12 protein-coding genes, 2 tRNA genes, 3 rRNA genes and 1 pseudogene are annotated in these 16,807 nt (G+C 60.9%); 7 read left to right on the top strand and 11 right to left on the bottom strand.

Annotated elements, in window-relative coordinates; genetic code table 11:
* Positions 1-38: 38 nt before the first annotated feature.
* Positions 39-236 carry an anaerobic ribonucleoside-triphosphate reductase gene (gene nrdD / locus ACWPWO_RS01585; protein WP_454003896.1) on the top strand — a complete coding sequence of 66 codons (198 nt, stop codon included), beginning with the start codon at positions 39-41 and terminating at the stop codon, positions 234-236.
* The gene (locus tag ACWPWO_RS01580; protein ID WP_454003894.1) at positions 233-988 is read left to right on the top strand and encodes an anaerobic ribonucleoside-triphosphate reductase activating protein; all 756 of its coding nucleotides are present in this window, start codon (positions 233-235) and stop codon (positions 986-988) included. The genes nrdD and ACWPWO_RS01580 overlap by 4 nt, the downstream gene beginning before the upstream one ends.
* Here the strand turns inward: ACWPWO_RS01580 and ubiT are convergent.
* The 3 genes and pseudogenes from ubiT to ubiU form a co-directional block, all read right to left on the bottom strand.
* On the bottom strand, positions 985-1,428 hold the full coding sequence (gene ubiT / locus ACWPWO_RS01575; RefSeq protein ID WP_454003892.1) for a ubiquinone anaerobic biosynthesis accessory factor UbiT: 444 nt from the start codon (positions 1,426-1,428) through the stop codon (positions 985-987). The two genes, ACWPWO_RS01580 and ubiT, sit on opposite strands and share 4 nt — an antisense overlap.
* 117 nt (positions 1,429-1,545) lie before the next feature.
* Complete coding sequence (ubiV, locus tag ACWPWO_RS01570; RefSeq protein ID WP_454003890.1) at positions 1,546-2,448, bottom strand: ubiquinone anaerobic biosynthesis protein UbiV; 903 nt, start codon at positions 2,446-2,448, stop codon at positions 1,546-1,548.
* A 20-nt stretch (positions 2,449-2,468) separates the two neighbouring features.
* A pseudogene (gene ubiU / locus ACWPWO_RS01565) lies at positions 2,469-3,510 on the bottom strand (ubiquinone anaerobic biosynthesis protein UbiU).
* A gap of 209 nt (positions 3,511-3,719) precedes the next feature.
* Here ubiU and ACWPWO_RS01560 point away from each other — a divergent pair.
* Both ACWPWO_RS01560 and ACWPWO_RS01555 read left to right on the top strand, forming a co-directional pair.
* Positions 3,720-3,941 (top strand): DUF2249 domain-containing protein, encoded by a 222-nt coding sequence (locus ACWPWO_RS01560; protein WP_394063424.1) that lies wholly within the window; start codon positions 3,720-3,722, stop codon positions 3,939-3,941.
* 3 nt (positions 3,942-3,944) lie between these two features.
* Positions 3,945-5,312 (top strand): hypothetical protein, encoded by a 1,368-nt coding sequence (locus ACWPWO_RS01555; protein ID WP_454003887.1) that lies wholly within the window; start codon positions 3,945-3,947, stop codon positions 5,310-5,312.
* On the opposite strand, the gene ACWPWO_RS01550 is transcribed toward ACWPWO_RS01555, so the two are convergent.
* The 6 genes from ACWPWO_RS01550 to ACWPWO_RS01525 form a co-directional block, all read right to left on the bottom strand.
* Positions 5,269-6,021, bottom strand: coding sequence for a Crp/Fnr family transcriptional regulator (locus ACWPWO_RS01550; protein ID WP_454003885.1), 753 nt, complete (start codon positions 6,019-6,021; stop codon positions 5,269-5,271). The genes ACWPWO_RS01555 and ACWPWO_RS01550 overlap by 44 nt on opposite strands.
* Before the next feature lie 407 nt (positions 6,022-6,428).
* A 5S ribosomal RNA gene (gene rrf, locus ACWPWO_RS01545) occupies positions 6,429-6,541 on the bottom strand.
* A 180-nt stretch (positions 6,542-6,721) separates the two neighbouring features.
* A 23S ribosomal RNA gene (locus tag ACWPWO_RS01540) occupies positions 6,722-9,602 on the bottom strand.
* Positions 9,603-9,976: 374 nt separating this feature from the next.
* Positions 9,977-10,052 (bottom strand) — tRNA-Ala (locus ACWPWO_RS01535).
* A gap of 10 nt (positions 10,053-10,062) precedes the next feature.
* Positions 10,063-10,139, bottom strand: a tRNA-Ile gene (locus tag ACWPWO_RS01530).
* Between the two features lie 90 nt (positions 10,140-10,229).
* Positions 10,230-11,765, bottom strand: a 16S ribosomal RNA gene (locus ACWPWO_RS01525).
* The 16S, 23S and 5S rRNA genes sit together here with 2 tRNA genes alongside, the layout of an rRNA operon.
* Before the next feature lie 1,080 nt (positions 11,766-12,845).
* On the opposite strand from ACWPWO_RS01525, the gene ACWPWO_RS01520 reads away from it, so the two are divergent.
* A complete protein-coding gene (locus ACWPWO_RS01520) occupies positions 12,846-13,640 on the top strand; it encodes a uracil-DNA glycosylase (RefSeq protein WP_454003883.1) in 795 nt (264 codons plus the stop codon).
* Positions 13,641-13,676: 36 nt separating this feature from the next.
* Positions 13,677-14,006, top strand: a complete 330-nt coding sequence (locus ACWPWO_RS01515; RefSeq protein WP_454003881.1) for a hypothetical protein — start codon at positions 13,677-13,679, stop codon at positions 14,004-14,006.
* Positions 14,007-14,132: 126 nt separating this feature from the next.
* On the opposite strand, the gene lipA is transcribed toward ACWPWO_RS01515, so the two are convergent.
* The gene (gene lipA / locus ACWPWO_RS01510; RefSeq protein WP_454003879.1) at positions 14,133-15,137 is read right to left on the bottom strand and encodes a lipoyl synthase; all 1,005 of its coding nucleotides are present in this window, start codon (positions 15,135-15,137) and stop codon (positions 14,133-14,135) included.
* A gap of 200 nt (positions 15,138-15,337) precedes the next feature.
* On the opposite strand from lipA, the gene ACWPWO_RS01505 reads away from it, so the two are divergent.
* Positions 15,338-16,129, top strand: a complete 792-nt coding sequence (locus tag ACWPWO_RS01505; protein WP_454003877.1) for an enoyl-CoA hydratase — start codon at positions 15,338-15,340, stop codon at positions 16,127-16,129.
* Here the strand turns inward: ACWPWO_RS01505 and lipB are convergent, their stop codons facing one another.
* Entirely contained in the window at positions 16,130-16,792 is a 663-nt protein-coding gene (gene lipB / locus ACWPWO_RS01500; RefSeq protein ID WP_454003875.1) for a lipoyl(octanoyl) transferase LipB, read from the bottom strand.
* Positions 16,793-16,807: the final 15 nt, after the last annotated feature.

The raw sequence follows: 16,807 nt of genomic DNA, 5'->3' as shown, positions 1-16,807 counted from the left end.
TTCCGTGGCCCGGCCCGGATTCTCACCAGGAGCTTTCCATGACAGACACCACGTTCACAGACACCACGTTCACCCTCGATGACGCCGAACGCCAGCCTTGCGAAATCTGGACGCGGGTCATGGGCTACCACCGCCCCATGTCCTCGTTCAACATCGGCAAGCAAGGCGAATTCCATGAGCGGCGCTACTTCACCGAACAGCGCGCCGGCCTGAACCCCGAACCGCGCACGGCATGACCACGCGCCTTTGCACCGGCCCCGCCGCTCCCGCTCCCTCCGGGGCGGCGGCGCGCCTGAAGGTGGGCGGCTTCGTCCCCTTTACCGCGACCGACTACCCCGGCCGCCTGGCGGCGGTGATCTTCGTGCAAGGCTGCCCCTGGCGTTGCGGCTACTGCCACAACCCTCATCTGCAGGAACGCACTTCGGACAGTCCTCTGGACTGGGAAACCATCCTGGACTTCCTGCGCCGCCGCGCCGGCATGCTGGACGCGGTCGTCTTCAGCGGCGGCGAGCCCACCATGGACCCTGCCCTGGGCGCGGCCATGCGCGCCGTGCGCGACCTGGACTTCAAGATCGGATTGCATACGGGCGGCACGCATCCGCGCCGCCTGCGCGAAGTGCTGCCCTGGACGGATTGGGTGGGCCTGGATGTGAAAGCGGGCTTTCAGGACTATGACGCGATCACGCGGGTCCAAGGCAGCGGCGTCGCCGCGCAAGCCAGCCTGGATATCCTGCTGGAGCACAACGTCGACTTCGAATGCCGCAGCACCATACATCCTCGCTTGCACAGCCCCGACGCGCTGCTGTCGCTGGGTCGCCGCCTGCATGATCTGGGCGTGCGGCGCTACGCCCTGCAGGTATTTCGTGCGCAAGGCTGCCAGGACGCCGCCTTGAATGACAGCGGAAAGGCGCTGGGCGCCTACCCCGGAGACGCCCTCATCCGGACGCTGGCCGGATTGTTTCCTTCTTTTGAAGTGCGGCGCGCCTAGGCTCTCAGGCTCCGGCGCGGCAGGGGGCCGCGCCGCAAGACGGCCCACGCCTGCCGCAGCACGGCGCGCGGCTGCAGGACGCCCGGATCCAGCGAGTCCAGGGTGTTCTTGACCATCAGGCCCAGCTCGGTATCGCCTTCTATCACCAGGCGCCGGTTGAAGAACAAGGTGTCCGGGTCCTCGCCGCGTTGCAGCAGTTGATAAAAGTCCCAGACATCGGCGCGCAAGGTCAGGTCCGGCGCCGGGCCGCCGCTCGCCAAGGGCTGGAAAGCGCCGTTGCGCCAGGTGTAGTCGAATTCCAGCCGCGCATCGACCACTTGCAGCCGCAGGCGTCGCCCCTCCAGCCGCTGACAGGTGTCGGCAGGCAGGTGAGGCGCCATCAGCAGATTCAGGGCGCTGGTCAGCGCCCGGGAACCGGGCCAGCGCGGCAGGCGTTGCAAGAGGCCAGCCAGGGGGCTGGGACTCGCGGGGTGGGCGAAGAAGAAGCGTTCATCGTCAGAACTCCAGGACTCCGAATGGTGAAGGACTCAAGCTTTGCGGACAATGCGAAGGCGCGCTCAGAAACGTTCGGACGCGGGCGAAACCATGTCCAGGCCCGGCCGGCCGTGCCAGAAGCCATTGCAGGCGCTGGCCGGCAACAGCTCCAGCAGTTGCTCATGCGCGACCGTGCTGGCCTGGCGCCCGTCCGCGACATCGCGGTAAAGCCTCAGGACCTCGCCCATGTCGCGGGACTGCGGACTGAGACGGATCACGTCCACGCCCAGGCTCTCCAGATCACGCAATTCGTGCAGCAGTGTGTAGACCCAGGCGGACTGCGTCTGTATGCCGTTGATGGTCAGGAAGCCTTGGCCTTCGCGCGTCTCCAGCAGGAGTCCGTCGGGATGGTCCATGCACACGTACTGGCAGTTGTCCTTGGGCAGGTTGCGATTGCGCGCCGTGAAGCACCGCGCCGAAAAAGCCAGGGGCAGGCGGCCGAAGGCGAAGACCTCGGTTTCCAGGCCGCGGGGCCTGTCCTGCTGGAGCTGCGCCAGGCCGGCGCGCCCCATTTCCAGCGGCATGACCCAGCGCACGGCGCCCTGCGAGGCGATCAGCTCCAGGGCCGGCGCATTGTAGAGATTCAGGAAGGGGCCGGCGACGAAGTCCCGGCCCTGCATGCGGCGCACCGCGCCCATGTCGTTGGCCTCGACCAGGTAGCGGCCGTGTTCGGTCACTCTGCGCAGGGTCGTCATGTCCCGGCCCGACTCCAGCAATACCTGCGTGGACAGGATCGGGATCTTGCCGGCCTGGGCGAGCATATCGGCCACTTCCAGCCAATCCTCCAAGCGCAGTTCGTGCCGCCGGGAGCAGACGGTTTCCCCCAGGTAGACCATATCCACCGGCCACTCACAGGCCGATTCGTAGAACTGCAGCACGGCGATGCGCGACCAATAGTATTGCAGGGGTCCCAAAGCGAATTTCATGATCGTTCTCCGTCGCCGGCTTATTTCCAGGGCCGCGAGTACGCGCCCAGCGTATGCTGCTGGCCTTCGGCCAGCTTGTCCAGGGCGCCCATCCAGGCCGGATGCACCGAATAGCGCGCCGTGCGGGACTGCGCCAGGTCTATGGCCTGGCGCCAGACCTGCGTGACCTGGGCGACGTAGGCCGGGCTGCGCTGCCGTCCTTCGATCTTGATGGCGGCAACGCCCGCGGCCAGCAGCTGCGGCAGCAGCTCCAGCGTATTCAGGCTGGTGGGCTCCTCCAGGGCGTAGTAATTTTCGCCGGCCACATCGAAGCGGCCCTTGCACAGTGTGGGGTAGCCCGCGTTCTCGCCGTCCTGGTAACGATCGATCAAGACCCCGTTCAGGCGCGACTCCAGGCCGCGCTCCGTCTGTTCCCAGCGCACGTGCCGGGCCGGAGAGCAGACGCCATGCGTGTTGGGAGACTCTCCGGTCGCGTAGGAGGACAGGGCGCAGCGCCCTTCCACCATCACGCACAGGCTGCCGAAACCGAAGACCTCCACCTGCACGGGCGCCTGCTCGCAGACTTGCTCGACCTGCGCCATGGACAGCACGCGCGGCAAGACCACGCGCTGGATGCCGAAATGATCGTGATAGTAGGAAATGGCCTCGGGATTGGTGGCCGAGCCCTGGACCGACAAATGCAGGCGCAGGTCCGGATGGCGCTCGCGGGCGTAGGCCATGAGGCCCGGATCAGCCATGATGACGGCGTCCACGCCGGAGCCGGCGGCCCGGTCCACGGCGTCGCGCCACAGGCGCCAAGCCTGCGGCTGCGGGTAGGTGTTGAGGGCCAGGAGGACTTTGCGGCCGCGTTCGTGCGCATAGCGCATGCCTTGTTCGATCGCCTGGGCGTCGAAGTTCAGGCCTGCGAAATTGCGCGCGTTGGTCGCATCGCGAAAGCCCAGGTAGACTCTTTCCTCGCCATGATCGATTTCTGCTTTCAGCTGCCGGCAGGCTGCCGGCCGGGCAGACCAGCTCCAGCCGCGGTTCCAGAGGCGGGACAGCCGCCCGAGATACTGTATTCATGAGACTCCCGATCAGACATCTCGCCGGGGCCCGCCCCGGCTCGGCAATGCCCACCACTATGCCCGCTCCTGCCGGCGCCCTCCTTAACCCACATCAATTCCTGCGCATCTTCTGATCACGGACAAACCGGGATCATTCAGAATCGGCAGCCGGGGACCGGCCTGGCCCACAATGCCAGCAAGCCATTCCAACTCTGATCGAGCACCCTCATGACAAGGACTGAAACACGGCTGGACATGCGCGGCCTGCCCGCACCGCAACCCCTGGAGCACTGCCTGGAAGCGCTGGCGGGACTGGCGCGCGGACAGGAGCTCATCATGCTGATCGACCGCGAGCCCTTCCCGCTCTATGCCATCCTGCAACGCCATGGCTTCGAGCACGACTGCATGGCATGCGGTACGCATTACCGGCTTGTCATACGACGGACCTGAACCATGCAGCGCGCCCTGTCCATCGACCGATCCCCGCCCCTGGCCCTGAGCCTGCCCTTTTTCCTCAACGTGCCACTGTTCGGGCTGCTGGCGTCCATCCTGGCCGCCTGGACGGGCCCCGAGTTGTTCACGTCCCGCTGGCATCCTGCCGCGCTGGCGCTGACCCATGCCTGGACGCTGGGCGTGCTGGGCAGCGCCATGCTGGGCTCCCTGCTGCACATCCTGGCCGTCGCCGCCAATGTACGCCTCGCCCTCCCCGGAGCCATGAGTCTGGCCTTGTGGGGTCTGCTGAGCGCCGGCACGCTGCTGCTGATTATGGGTTTCATGACATGGCAGCGCTGGACCTGGCTGCTGGCGGCCTTGTCACTGGGCGCGGCCCTGGCGGCTTATCTGGGCGTCATGGCCGCGGCGCTATGGCGCCAGCGCCGCCAGGTATTCCCGGGCGCCCGCGAGATCTTGACGCCGGTGCGCCTCGCCCTGGCGTTCCTGGGCCTGACCCTGCTGTCGGGGCTGGCCATGCTGCTGGCGCTGGGCCTGGACAGGCCTGTCCCCAATCTGCTCGACAATCATGTGGCATGGGGTCTGGGCGGCTGGGCCGGCCTGCTGTTGATGGCCATGTCTTTTCAGCTGCTGCCCATCTTCCAGGTCACCGAACTCTACCCGCGCCCTCTGGTGCGCTGGCTGCCCTGGACCTTGGCCGGCCTGCTGCTCGCCCGCTGGGCGCTGGAGCCCTTGCCCGGCCCCTGGCTGCCGCTGCGCGAGCTGCTGCAATACCTGATCCTGCTGTCCTACGCCTTGTGGGCAATCGTCACCTGGATCCGACTATGGCGCCGCAAGCGTCCCAAGGCCGACGTCAGCACGTTGTTCTGGTACAGCCCCCGGGCCAGCCTGCCCGCCTGCGTGCCCCTGGGCCTCCGGCTGAACACGCCCGCAGGTCAGGGCTCCGCCTTGAGCATCGGCATCCTGCTGATCATGGGCGCGCTCGGCTCGGCCGTCTCCGGCATGCTCTACATCATCGTTCCCTTCCTGCTCTGGCGGGAAGCCCAGCAAGCCGTACCCTTCGACGCAGACAAACCCGAGCAGACCCGCGAACTGTTGCGCCTGGTCCCCAAGACCGGCCACTATATGCCGCAATCGGCCGCACGCCGGCACTGGGTATTGCACAGCGCCGCCGTTCTGGTCTGGGCCCTGGCCGCATTGGGCGGGCGTGTGTTTGCGTGGATGGCCGCTGCTGTGCTGTTTCTGTCTTTTGCCGTGCTGGCTTGGAACCTGTGGACGGCATGGCGACGCTACCGCGAATGCCTCAGCGCTATCGCTGCGTATGCCCCTACCCGCGATACTGGCGCAGGGCCTCGCTGTCCAGAATCGTGAAATTGCGGCGCTGCACGCGGATCAGGCCGCGGTCCATCAACTCGCGCAAGGTGCGCGACAAATGTTCGGGCGTCAGGTTGAGCCGGGAAGCAATCACCGACTTGCCCACATCGATACGGAACGGCTTGCCCTCTTCGCCCGGCCACTCCTGCAGCAGATAGGACACCAGGCGCTGCACGCCATTCTGCAAGGTGTAGGACTCCAGCTCGCCCATCAGGCGGTACAGGCGCTCACTCAGCCCGGCCAGCATGCGCCGAGCCACGCCCGGGCTTTGCTCCAGCCGGGTGAACAAGGTGTCGCGCCCGACATGCAGCAACAGGGAGTCCACCAGCGCCTGCGCCGTGACGATGTAATTGCGCTCCATGAACATCAGGGCTTCGCCGAAACCTTCGCCCGGTCCCACCAGGCGCACGACCCGCTCCAGGCCTGAAGAGGACACGAAGACCAGCTTGATGCGTCCATACACCACCACGTGAAAGCCCAGGCAGGGATCGCCGCTGCGAAACAGGATATCGCCCCGCAGGGCATGGATTTCCCTCGTGCCCAGGGCGATGGGCTCCAGCTCGCTGCGGGGCAATTCCTTGAAGAGCGGCAGATGGGCAAGATGCGCCTGTATGCGCGTCAGACGCCGCGCCTCCTCCTGGGCGGTGAAGCCCGAACCTGCCGATCGCTGCGCAAGCCCTTGCTGGCAACTGTCCGGGTCCGTCATGGCCAACTCCAAAATCAAAATAAGATCCCGGAAAGACTGACACACTCCCTCCCCTCCTGGACGGGCAGGGCCATGCCTTGCTTGATGCAGGTCAATGGGATGGGTCAGGGTATTCAATGACTGGAAGCCGGGCCGCCTCCGAGCGCCTGGAGCAAGCGCGCCACGGCGCGGCGGCCTGCTGTCGGATCGGGTGCGGCGCCGGTTCTGAGCCGTGCCGGGCGGATGGCTCCGGCCGTCGCCTCCGGACGGACGCGGCGGGACACCGGATATGGCGGGTGCGGCGGCACGCCATGCAGGGGGCGGGCGGCACCTCCTGGCCAAGCCTCGGGGGCGAGGAGGCCTTGTTGCGGGCGCCCAAAATGCAAAACCCCCGCAAGGGGTGCTTGCGGGGGTTTTGACGGATAAGAGCTTGACGATGACCTACTTTCACAGACGTCCGTCCACTATCATCGGCGCGAAGGCGTTTCACAGTCCTGTTCGGGATGGGAAGGCGTGGGACCACCTTGCTATGGTCGTCAAGCGTAACTGGTTGCCGGGTCGCCTCGGGAGGCGGCCTGGCCAATATGGAAGAAGCACCGTATTCGGATCAGTACGGATCGCGAACACGTGTCTCGAAGGGTTGGCGCGCGGGTTGCGCTGCGCATTCAATATTTACGTTCTGTGGTCAACAACTTGTACTCACTACAACCCCAAGGGTTATAGGATCAAGCCACACGGGCAATTAGTACTGGTTAGCTACATGCATTACTGCACTTCCACACCCAGCCTATCAACGTCCTGGTCTCGGACGACCCTACAGGGGGTCAAGCCCCCGGGATACCTAATCTTCAGACGAGTTTCCCGCTTAGATGCCTTCAGCGGTTATCTCTTCCGTACGTAGCTACTCGGCAATGCCATTGGCATGACAACCGATACACCAGTGGTACGTCCACTCCGGTCCTCTCGTACTAGGAGCAGGCTCCGTCAAGTATCCAACGCCCACGGCAGATAGGGACCAAACTGTCTCACGACGTTTTAAACCCAGCTCACGTACCTCTTTAAATGGCGAACAGCCATACCCTTGGGACCGGCTACAGCCCCAGGATGAGATGAGCCGACATCGAGGTGCCAAACACCGCCGTCGATATGAACTCTTGGGCGGTATCAGCCTGTTATCCCCAGAGTACCTTTTATCCGTTGAGCGATGGCCCTTCCATACAGAACCACCGGATCACTATGTCCTACTTTCGTACCTGTTCGACTTGTCAGTCTCACAGTCAAGCACGCTTATGCCATTGCACTATCAGAACGATTTCCGACCGTTCCTAGCGTACCTTCGAACTCCTCCGTTACACTTTGGGAGGAGACCGCCCCAGTCAAACTGCCCACCATGCACGGTCCCCGATCCCGATAAGGGACCTAGGTTAGAACCGCAAACAGACCAGGGTGGTATTTCAAGGATGACTCCACGCGATCTGGCGACCACGCTTCAACGTCTCCCACCTATCCTACACAGGCCGGTTCACAGTCCAATGCAAAGCTACAGTAAAGGTTCATGGGGTCTTTCCGTCTAGCCGCGGGGAGATTGCATCATCACAACCATGTCAACTTCGCTGAGTCTCAGGAGGAGACAGTGTGGCCATCGTTACGCCATTCGTGCAGGTCGGAACTTACCCGACAAGGAATTTCGCTACCTTAGGACCGTTATAGTTACGGCCGCCGTTTACCGGGGCTTCGATCAAGAGCTTGCACCCCATCACTTAACCTTCCGGCACCGGGCAGGCGTCACACCCTATACGTCCACTTTCGTGTTTGCAGAGTGCTGTGTTTTTAGTAAACAGTCGCAGCCACCGATTCACTGCGGCCTCGTCATGCTCCGTGCGCAGGCACTTCACACTACAGAGGCATACCTTCTCCCGAAGTTACGGTATCAATTTGCCGAGTTCCTTCTCCTGAGTTCTCTCAAGCGCCTTGGAATATTCATCCCGTCCACCTGTGTCGGTTTGCGGTACGGTCTCGTAGAGCTGAAGCTTAGAGGCTTTTCTTGGAACTGCTTCCAGTCAGTTTAGAGCCGAAGCTCTATCCAGTCACACCCTTGAATTACGCACCCGGATTTGCCTAAGTGCCTTCTACGATGCGCCAACGGGGACATCCAACACCCCGATGACCTTCTGCAATCCGTCCCCCCATCGCACTCTACGACGGTGCGGGAATATTAACCCGCTTCCCATCAGCTACGCATCTCTGCCTCGCCTTAGGGGCCGACTCACCCTGCGCCGATGAACGTTGCGCAGGAAACCTTGGACTTACGGCGAGGGGGCTTTTCACCCCCTTTATCGCTACTCATGTCAGCATTCTCACTTCCGATACCTCCAGCATCCCTCACAGGACACCTTCACAGGCTTACGGAACGCTCTCCTACCATGTGTACATAGTACACATCCGCAGCTTCGGTCTATGGCTTAGCCCCGTTACATCTTCCGCGCAGGACGACTCGATCAGTGAGCTATTACGCTTTCTTTAAAGGATGGCTGCTTCTAAGCCAACCTCCTGACTGTCTATGCCTTCCCACTTCGTTTCCCACTTAGCCATAGTTAGGGACCTTAGCTGGCGGTCTGGGTTGTTTCCCTCTTGAGTCCGGACGTTAGCACCCGGTGCTCTGTCTCCCACGCTGTACTTGTCGGTATTCGGAGTTTGCCATGGTTTGGTAAGTCGCTGTGACCCCCTAGCCATAACAGTGCTCTACCCCCGACAGTAATACGTGAGGCACTACCTAAATAGTTTTCGGAGAGAACCAGCTATCTCCAGGCTTGTTTAGCCTTTCACTCCGATCCACAGCTCATCCCCTAATTTTTCAACATTAGTGGGTTCGGTCCTCCAGCACGTGTTACCGTGCCTTCAACCTGGCCATGGATAGATCGCCTGGTTTCGGGTCTACACCCAGCGACTGAATCGCCCTGTTCGGACTCGCTTTCGCTACGCCTCCCCTATTCGGTTAAGCTTGCCACTGAATGTAAGTCGCTGACCCATTATACAAAAGGTACGCAGTCACCCCCGAAAGGGCTCCTACTGTTTGTATGCATATGATTTCAGGATCTATTTCACTCCCCTTCCGGGGTTCTTTTCGCCTTTCCCTCACGGTACTGGTTCACTATCGGTCGATCACGAGTATTTAGCCTTGGAGGATGGTCCCCCCATATTCAGACAGGATTTCACGTGTCCCGCCCTACTTGTTCGACGCTTAGTTCCACGTCCTGGATTTCGTCTACAGGGCTATCACCTGCTACGGCTGGACTTTCCATTCCATTCGACTATCCAAGACGCTAAAACGTCCAGGCTGCTCCGGTTTCGCTCGCCACTACTTCCGGAATCTCGGTTGATTTCTTTTCCTCGAGTTACTGAGATGGTTCAGTTCACTCGGTTCGCCTCCACACACCTATGGATTCAGTGTGGGATACCGCATTGCTGCGGTGGGTTTCCCCATTCGGACATCTACGGATCAAAGCTTGTTTGCCAGCTCCCCGTAGCTTTTCGCAGGCTACCGCGTCCTTCATCGCCTGTGATCGCCAAGGCATCCATCATATGCACTTATTCGCTTGATCCTATAACGCTTACGGCTATAGAACCTATGAGTATACGTTGTTGCCGTTCATCAATCCTTAGCTGTCATCCCTTCCAAAGAGGGGACAACGTCTATATTTTTGAGAACTTGTTGAACATAAATTGTTCGTGTTGCAATCACAACCCGTGCATTGTCTACACCGCCTCCAAAGAGTCGATGCGTATCAGACAACACACCTTCGTTGTGCTTCTTCCAGATTGTTAAAGAGCAGATCGTGGGTCGCATAACCCAACGAGCAGCGCTCTTGCAAAAGAACGCTCTTCGTTGAATCTCGCGTCGACCAGGTGAACCCCGGGCGCGCCCCGCTCATGTCATGACGTCTAGTACTGTCGCCGTACCGCCCGGCAGGGGCGGTGGTGGAGGATGACGGGATCGAACCGACGACCCCCTGCTTGCAAAGCAGGTGCTCTCCCAGCTGAGCTAATCCCCCGAGGTAATCGTGGTGGGTCAAGTTGGAATCGAACCAACGACCCCCGCCTTATCAAGACGGTGCTCTAACCGACTGAGCTACTGACCCATCTGTCACCAGTGGGCGATACCCTATGGTCATGACCTAACTAACAGCCAATAAGTGTGGACGCTTTCGCTTTGCGGGACCTTCGCTCTGAAAGGAGGTGATCCAGCCGCACCTTCCGATACGGCTACCTTGTTACGACTTCACCCCAGTCATGAATCCCACCGTGGTAAGCGCCCTCCTTGCGGTTAGGCTACCTACTTCTGGTGAAACCCACTCCCATGGTGTGACGGGCGGTGTGTACAAGACCCGGGAACGTATTCACCGCGACATTCTGATCCGCGATTACTAGCGATTCCGACTTCACGCAGTCGAGTTGCAGACTGCGATCCGGACTACGATCGGGTTTCTGAGATTAGCTCCCCCTCGCGGGTTGGCGACCCTCTGTCCCGACCATTGTATGACGTGTGAAGCCCTACCCATAAGGGCCATGAGGACTTGACGTCATCCCCACCTTCCTCCGGTTTGTCACCGGCAGTCTCATTAGAGTGCTCTTGCGTAGCAACTAATGACAAGGGTTGCGCTCGTTGCGGGACTTAACCCAACATCTCACGACACGAGCTGACGACAGCCATGCAGCACCTGTGTTCCGGTTCTCTTGCGAGCACGGCCAAATCTCTTCGGCTTTCCAGACATGTCAAGGGTAGGTAAGGTTTTTCGCGTTGCATCGAATTAATCCACATCATCCACCGCTTGTGCGGGTCCCCGTCAATTCCTTTGAGTTTTAATCTTGCGACCGTACTCCCCAGGCGGTCAACTTCACGCGTTAGCTGCGCTACTGAAGCCTAACGGCCCCAACAGCTAGTTGACATCGTTTAGGGCGTGGACTACCAGGGTATCTAATCCTGTTTGCTCCCCACGCTTTCGTGTCTGAGCGTCAGTATTATCCCAGGGGGCTGCCTTCGCCATCGGTATTCCTCCACATCTCTACGCATTTCACTGCTACACGTGGAATTCTACCCCCCTCTGACATACTCTAGCTCGGCAGTTAAAAATGCAGTTCCAAGGTTGAGCCCTGGGATTTCACATCTTTCTTTCCGAACCGCCTACACACGCTTTACGCCCAGTAATTCCGATTAACGCTTGCACCCTACGTATTACCGCGGCTGCTGGCACGTAGTTAGCCGGTGCTTATTCTGCAGATACCGTCAGCAGCGCCCTGTATTAGAGGGCGCCTTTTCTTCTCTGCCAAAAGTACTTTACAACCCGAAGGCCTTCATCATACACGCGGGATGGCTGGATCAGGGTTTCCCCCATTGTCCAAAATTCCCCACTGCTGCCTCCCGTAGGAGTCTGGGCCGTGTCTCAGTCCCAGTGTGGCTGGTCGTCCTCTCAAACCAGCTACGGATCGTCGCCTTGGTAGGCCTTTACCCCACCAACTAGCTAATCCGATATCGGCCGCTCCAATAGTGAGAGGTCTTGCGATCCCCCCTTTCCCCCGTAGGGCGTATGCGGTATTAGCTACTCTTTCGAGTAGTTATCCCCCGCTACTGGGCACGTTCCGATACATTACTCACCCGTCCGCCACTCGCCGCCAAGAGAGCAAGCTCTCTCGCGCTGCCGTTCGACTTGCATGTGTAAAGCATCCCGCTAGCGTTCAATCTGAGCCAGGATCAAACTCTTCAGTTCAATCTCTGTGGTTGTCCCGTCTTGCGACGAGACCGATTGTGTCTCAAAGAAAAATTCAGAGTTTACACAAGGTAAATCTTCATTTTTCGTCTGTGAGCACTTGATACAAACTTGTGGCGATTCCCATCAAGGGATTCGGCCCGCTCATGCCAAGCGCCCACACTTATCGGCTGTTAATTGTTAAAGAGCAGTGACAGTTGCCTGTCGTCCCGGCTGCCTTAGCATCGCCACATCAGCGTTGCTGTTGGAGCAGCAGAGAAACGAGATTATGAAGTGTTTCGTGCAGCGTGTCAAGCATTTTTTTTGAAGTTCGCCGGGAAGTTTTATTGACCACCCAACTCGTTCCTGCCTGACCGGAACCCAAAGCTCCGTACTGCTTGAACCCCTTCACAAGCCGCAATGCTAAATCTTCCAATCCGAACACTTAGCATTGCCGTCTCGTTTGCAGAACTTCAAACTATAACACAAGAATTTAAATCCGTGCAAGTTTTCTTTTCTGCTTCAGCTTGAACGCTTTCGGTGCGGGCCTCTGGGCCAAGGCGGTGAAAGCCGTTCAATCCGCTTGCCGCATCGCTCCGGGAAAACCCCGTTCGCTGCAGCAAGAAAGAAACTATAGCACGGTGTTTTTCGCGAACGCAAGCTTTTTGACAAGCATATTTCAAGCGCATCTAGGGATTTCCCTGAAACCCAGCTTCAACCCCATGAAAGAAAACAAGAAACTCGAAAAAGAAACCAAATGTAAATAAAATTCCGCCGCCCAAATTGGAAAAGTGTGACGCTCTGCCCTCCCTCGCTTAAGCGAACTTTGACGCCATGGGCCAGGCTGAAACCAGGATGTCCGCCATCATTGAGCCCCATCCCAGCCTGCCCGCATCTGTACGCTCCGCCTTGCTGACAGGCTGCCGCCTTTGCCGATCGACAGACTCGCCCCTTGCCGCCGCCTAGTCCTCTATCTATAAGATGGGTTTCATATAGCAGAAAGGAAGCGCCGGCCTTTGCTTGCCTCCGGTCAACGGATACTTACAGTGGCAGCCTGCTCCCGCCTTACAATACAGAGACAATCAACAAGCGATCATCATCATGGCTCGTTCCCCTTCTCCCCGCTCCACGGAGCAGCTCAGCCTGATTGGCGACGACATGCTGGCGGGCAATGCGCTGGAAGGCAGCGTCCTGTCCCATGTCGCCCGCTTGCCTGCGGACTGGCAGGCGGCATTGGACAGCCCGGAACTGCAGGCCACCCTCGGTACACTATCGGCCTGGCTGGACAAGGAACGCGCCGACGGGGCCACCATCTATCCGCGCGCGCCTTTTCGAGCCTTGCAATTATTGCCGCTGCACGAGGTCCGCGTCGTCATCCTGGGGCAGGATCCCTATCATGGTCCCAACCAGGCACAAGGCTTGTCCTTTTCCGTGCCTGATACCTGTCCGGCGCCGCCCAGCCTGCGCAATATTCTCAAGGAATTGCAGCAGGAGTACCCCGGCCAGCCCGAACCGGTCAGCCACGACCTGAGCAACTGGGCGCGCCAGGGCGTGCTGCTGCTGAACGCGACTCTGACCGTGGAAGACGGCTTGCCCGCTTCTCATGCCAAGAAAGGCTGGGAGTCGGTCACGGACGCATTGCTCATCCAGTTGGCGCGCCAGAACACCCGCCCCATCGCCTACATGTTGTGGGGCGCGCACGCCCAGGCCAAGGCGGAACTGATTCGCCAGCACTCGCAGGGCCCTTTCCTGATCCTGGCCGCCAACCATCCCTCGCCTCTGTCCGCCCGCCGGCCGCCCGTACCCTTCATCGGCTGCGGCCACTTCCGCCAGGCCAACGACTGGCTGACCGAACAAGGCGTCGCCCCCATCCAGTGGCTGGCCACCGGACCCTGACACCACTCTATATATAGATAGAAGAAACACGCCATCATGCCCCTGACTCCCGCCGATCCCGCCCTGAGCGCCGAGGAACAACATGCCTTGTGGTCTTCGGAGCTGATCCAGCAATATGCCTGGCAATTCGAGGGCGCCACGCCCCTGGCCGTGCCGCTGGCCTGCCTGCCTTTGCTGGAAGATCTGTTCAAGCTGGTCGACGAAACCATCAAGGACTCGTTCGATCGCTCCCTGTTCTGCTGGACCGACCTGAAGCTGGACGAATCCGGCCTGACAGCCTGGTATCTGGGCGTGGAAGACTACGATGCCGTCATCGAGCCCTATATAGAAAGCCTGTCGGCACGCTGCCTGGCCGCGGGGGCCTGATGGCAGCGACGGCCCGTCAAGCAAGCCGGTCCAGCCTGCACAGCGGAACGGCTCCCAAAAAAACCCGGCACATGAGCCGGGTTTTTTATGCGCCTTCCTGCGGGAAAGCCTAGGCAAGAACAGGCATCAGGACTGCACGCCCGCGGCATGGGCCTGCTGGTCCGCATGGTACGAGGACCGCACCATGGCGCCTACGGCGGCGTGCGTGAAGCCCATGGCGTAGGCTTCGCGTTCGAACATGGCGAACTCTTCCGGGGTAACGTAACGCATGACGGGCAGGTGGTGGCCCGACGGCTGCAGATACTGGCCGATGGTCAGCATGTCCACATTGTGGGCGCGCATGTCGCGCATGACGTCCAGGATTTCCTCGTTGGTTTCGCCCAGGCCCACCATGAGGCCCGATTTGGTCGGCACTTCCGGATGCAGCTTCTTGAATTCCTGCAGCAGCTTGAGCGAGTGATGGTAATCCGAACCGGGACGGGCCTGCTTGTACAAGCGGGGCACGGTTTCCAGGTTGTGGTTGATGACGTCCGGCGGGCAGGCGCCCAGGATGCCCAGGGCGCGCTCCAGGCGGGCGCGGAAATCCGGCACCAGGACTTCGATGGTGGTCTTGGGCGAATGCTCGCGCACCTGGCGGATGCACTCCACGAAGTGAGCGGCGCCGCCGTCGCGCAGATCGTCCCGGTCCACGGAGGTGATCACCACGTAGGACAGCTTCATGGCGCCGATAGCCTTGGCCAGATTGACCGGCTCGTCCTTGTCCAGGGGATCGGGACGACCATGGCCCACGTCGCAGAACGGGCAGCGGCGCGTGCACTTGTCGCCCATGATCATGAAGGTGGCCGTCCCCTTGCCGTAGCATTCGCCGATGTTGGGACAAGAAGCTTCTTCACAGACCGAGAACAGCTTGTGCTCGCGCAGCGTTTCCTTGATCTCGTAGAAGCGGGAATTGGGGGCCGCCGCCTTGACGCGGATCCAGTCCGGCTTCTTCAGACGCTCCGCCTGGACGACCTTGATCGGAATGCGCGAGGTCTTGGCCTCGGCCTTCTGCTTCTGCGTCGCGTCGTACTCGACTGTGCGCGGACGGACGGTGGGTTTGTGTTCGACGGGGGTGTCTACAGGGGTGGTCATAGGCGTAAGGGTAGTAAACAGCGTGCTGCGCCGCGGTTGTGCCGCGAAGCGGTCATCGGTCGATTGTAGCCCCAAGCTTTACAAGCGCCTAGAAGCGGGGCCATAGTTTGCTCATAAGCCCCTTCAATATAGAGCTTGGCGCGTCAAAGCAGCAACGCTGCCGAGTAGAACCTGCGCATACTACAAGTACGGAGACTCGCATGCCCCATGAACAAAACACGGCCCCGGTGCAACTGCATCAGCAAGACGGGCTGGCCCGCATCACGCTGAATCGGCCCGCACAGTACAACGCGCTATCCGAAGAGGTGCTGGAGGCCTTGCAGGACATCCTGAACACGCTGGCGCAGGACCGCGAGCTGCAATGCGTGATCCTGCAGGCCGAGGGCAAGGCGTTCTGCGCCGGTCATGACCTGAAGCAGATGCGCGCCCATCCTGATCACGACTACTACCTGGACCTGTTCCAGCGCTGCAGCCGCGTCATGCAGGGCGTGCTGAAGCTGCCGGTGCCGGTGATCGCCCGCGTGCAAGGCCTGGCGACCGCCGCAGGCTGCCAGCTCGTGGCAAGCTGCGACCTGGCCGTAGCCGCGCAATCGGCGCGCTTCGCGGTCTCCGGCATCAATGTGGGCCTGTTCTGCTCGACGCCGGCCGTGGCGCTGTCGCGCTGCGTGCCGCCCAAGGCGGCCATGGAGATGCTGATGACCGGGGACTTCATCAGCGCCCAGCGCGCCCAGGAACTGGGCCTGATCAATCACGCCGTGCCCGACGGGCAACTGGACCAGGCCGTGCAGGACCTGGCGCAGCGCATCCTGGCCAAGAGCCCGGTGGCCGTGCGCGCCGGCAAGGCCATGTTCTACAAGCAGCGCAGCCTGCCCCTGGAACAGGCCTACGATTACGCCGGCCAGGTCATGGCCGGCAATATGATGAGCGAGGATGCCTGCGAAGGCATAGACGCCTTCATCGAAAAGCGGGCCGCCGTATTCACGGGCCGCTGATCAGGCCGCCATGGCGTGGATTCGCTGCGCCATGGCCTGCGACAGGTGCGCACAGAGGAACTGCGCCGCCTGCTCCAGCGTGATGTCCGCCCCTTCCGAGCGCATGTCGGTGGTCTGCAGGCCTTCGTAGCCGCAGGGATTGATGCCGCCGAACGGCGCCAGGTCCATGGCGACGTTCAGGGCCAGGCCATGGTAGGAGCGGCCGTTGCGGATCTTGATGCCCAGCGCCGAGATCTTGGCCAAGCCCTCGCCTCCCTGGCGCAGCGGCACATAGACCCCCGGCGCGCCGGGCTTGCGGCAGGCGCCCGCCACGCCGAAATGCGTCAGGCAGGCAATGACGGCCTCTTCGAGCAGGTTCACGTATTCCTTGACGTACAGGCCGACGCGACGCAAATCGAACAGGCAATACACCAGCAGTTGCCCGGGGCCGTGGTACGTGACCTGTCCGCCCCGGTCCGTCTGCACCACGGGAATGCCGCCGGGGTTGAGCAGGTGCTCGGGCTTGCCCGCCTGCCCTTGCGTATAGACAGGCCTGTGCTCCACCAGCCAGATTTCATCAGGGGTATCGGGCTGGCGCTGTTCGGTGAAATCGCGCATGGCCTGCCAGACCGGACCATAGTCGGCTGGGCCGGCAAGCCATTTGACCTGAGGAACGTCGGACATGCTGGAGGAAGCTCC

This window comes from Alcaligenes sp. Marseille-Q7550 (assembly GCF_965112015.1).
This window is presented reverse-complemented; position numbering and strand designations above follow the sequence as displayed.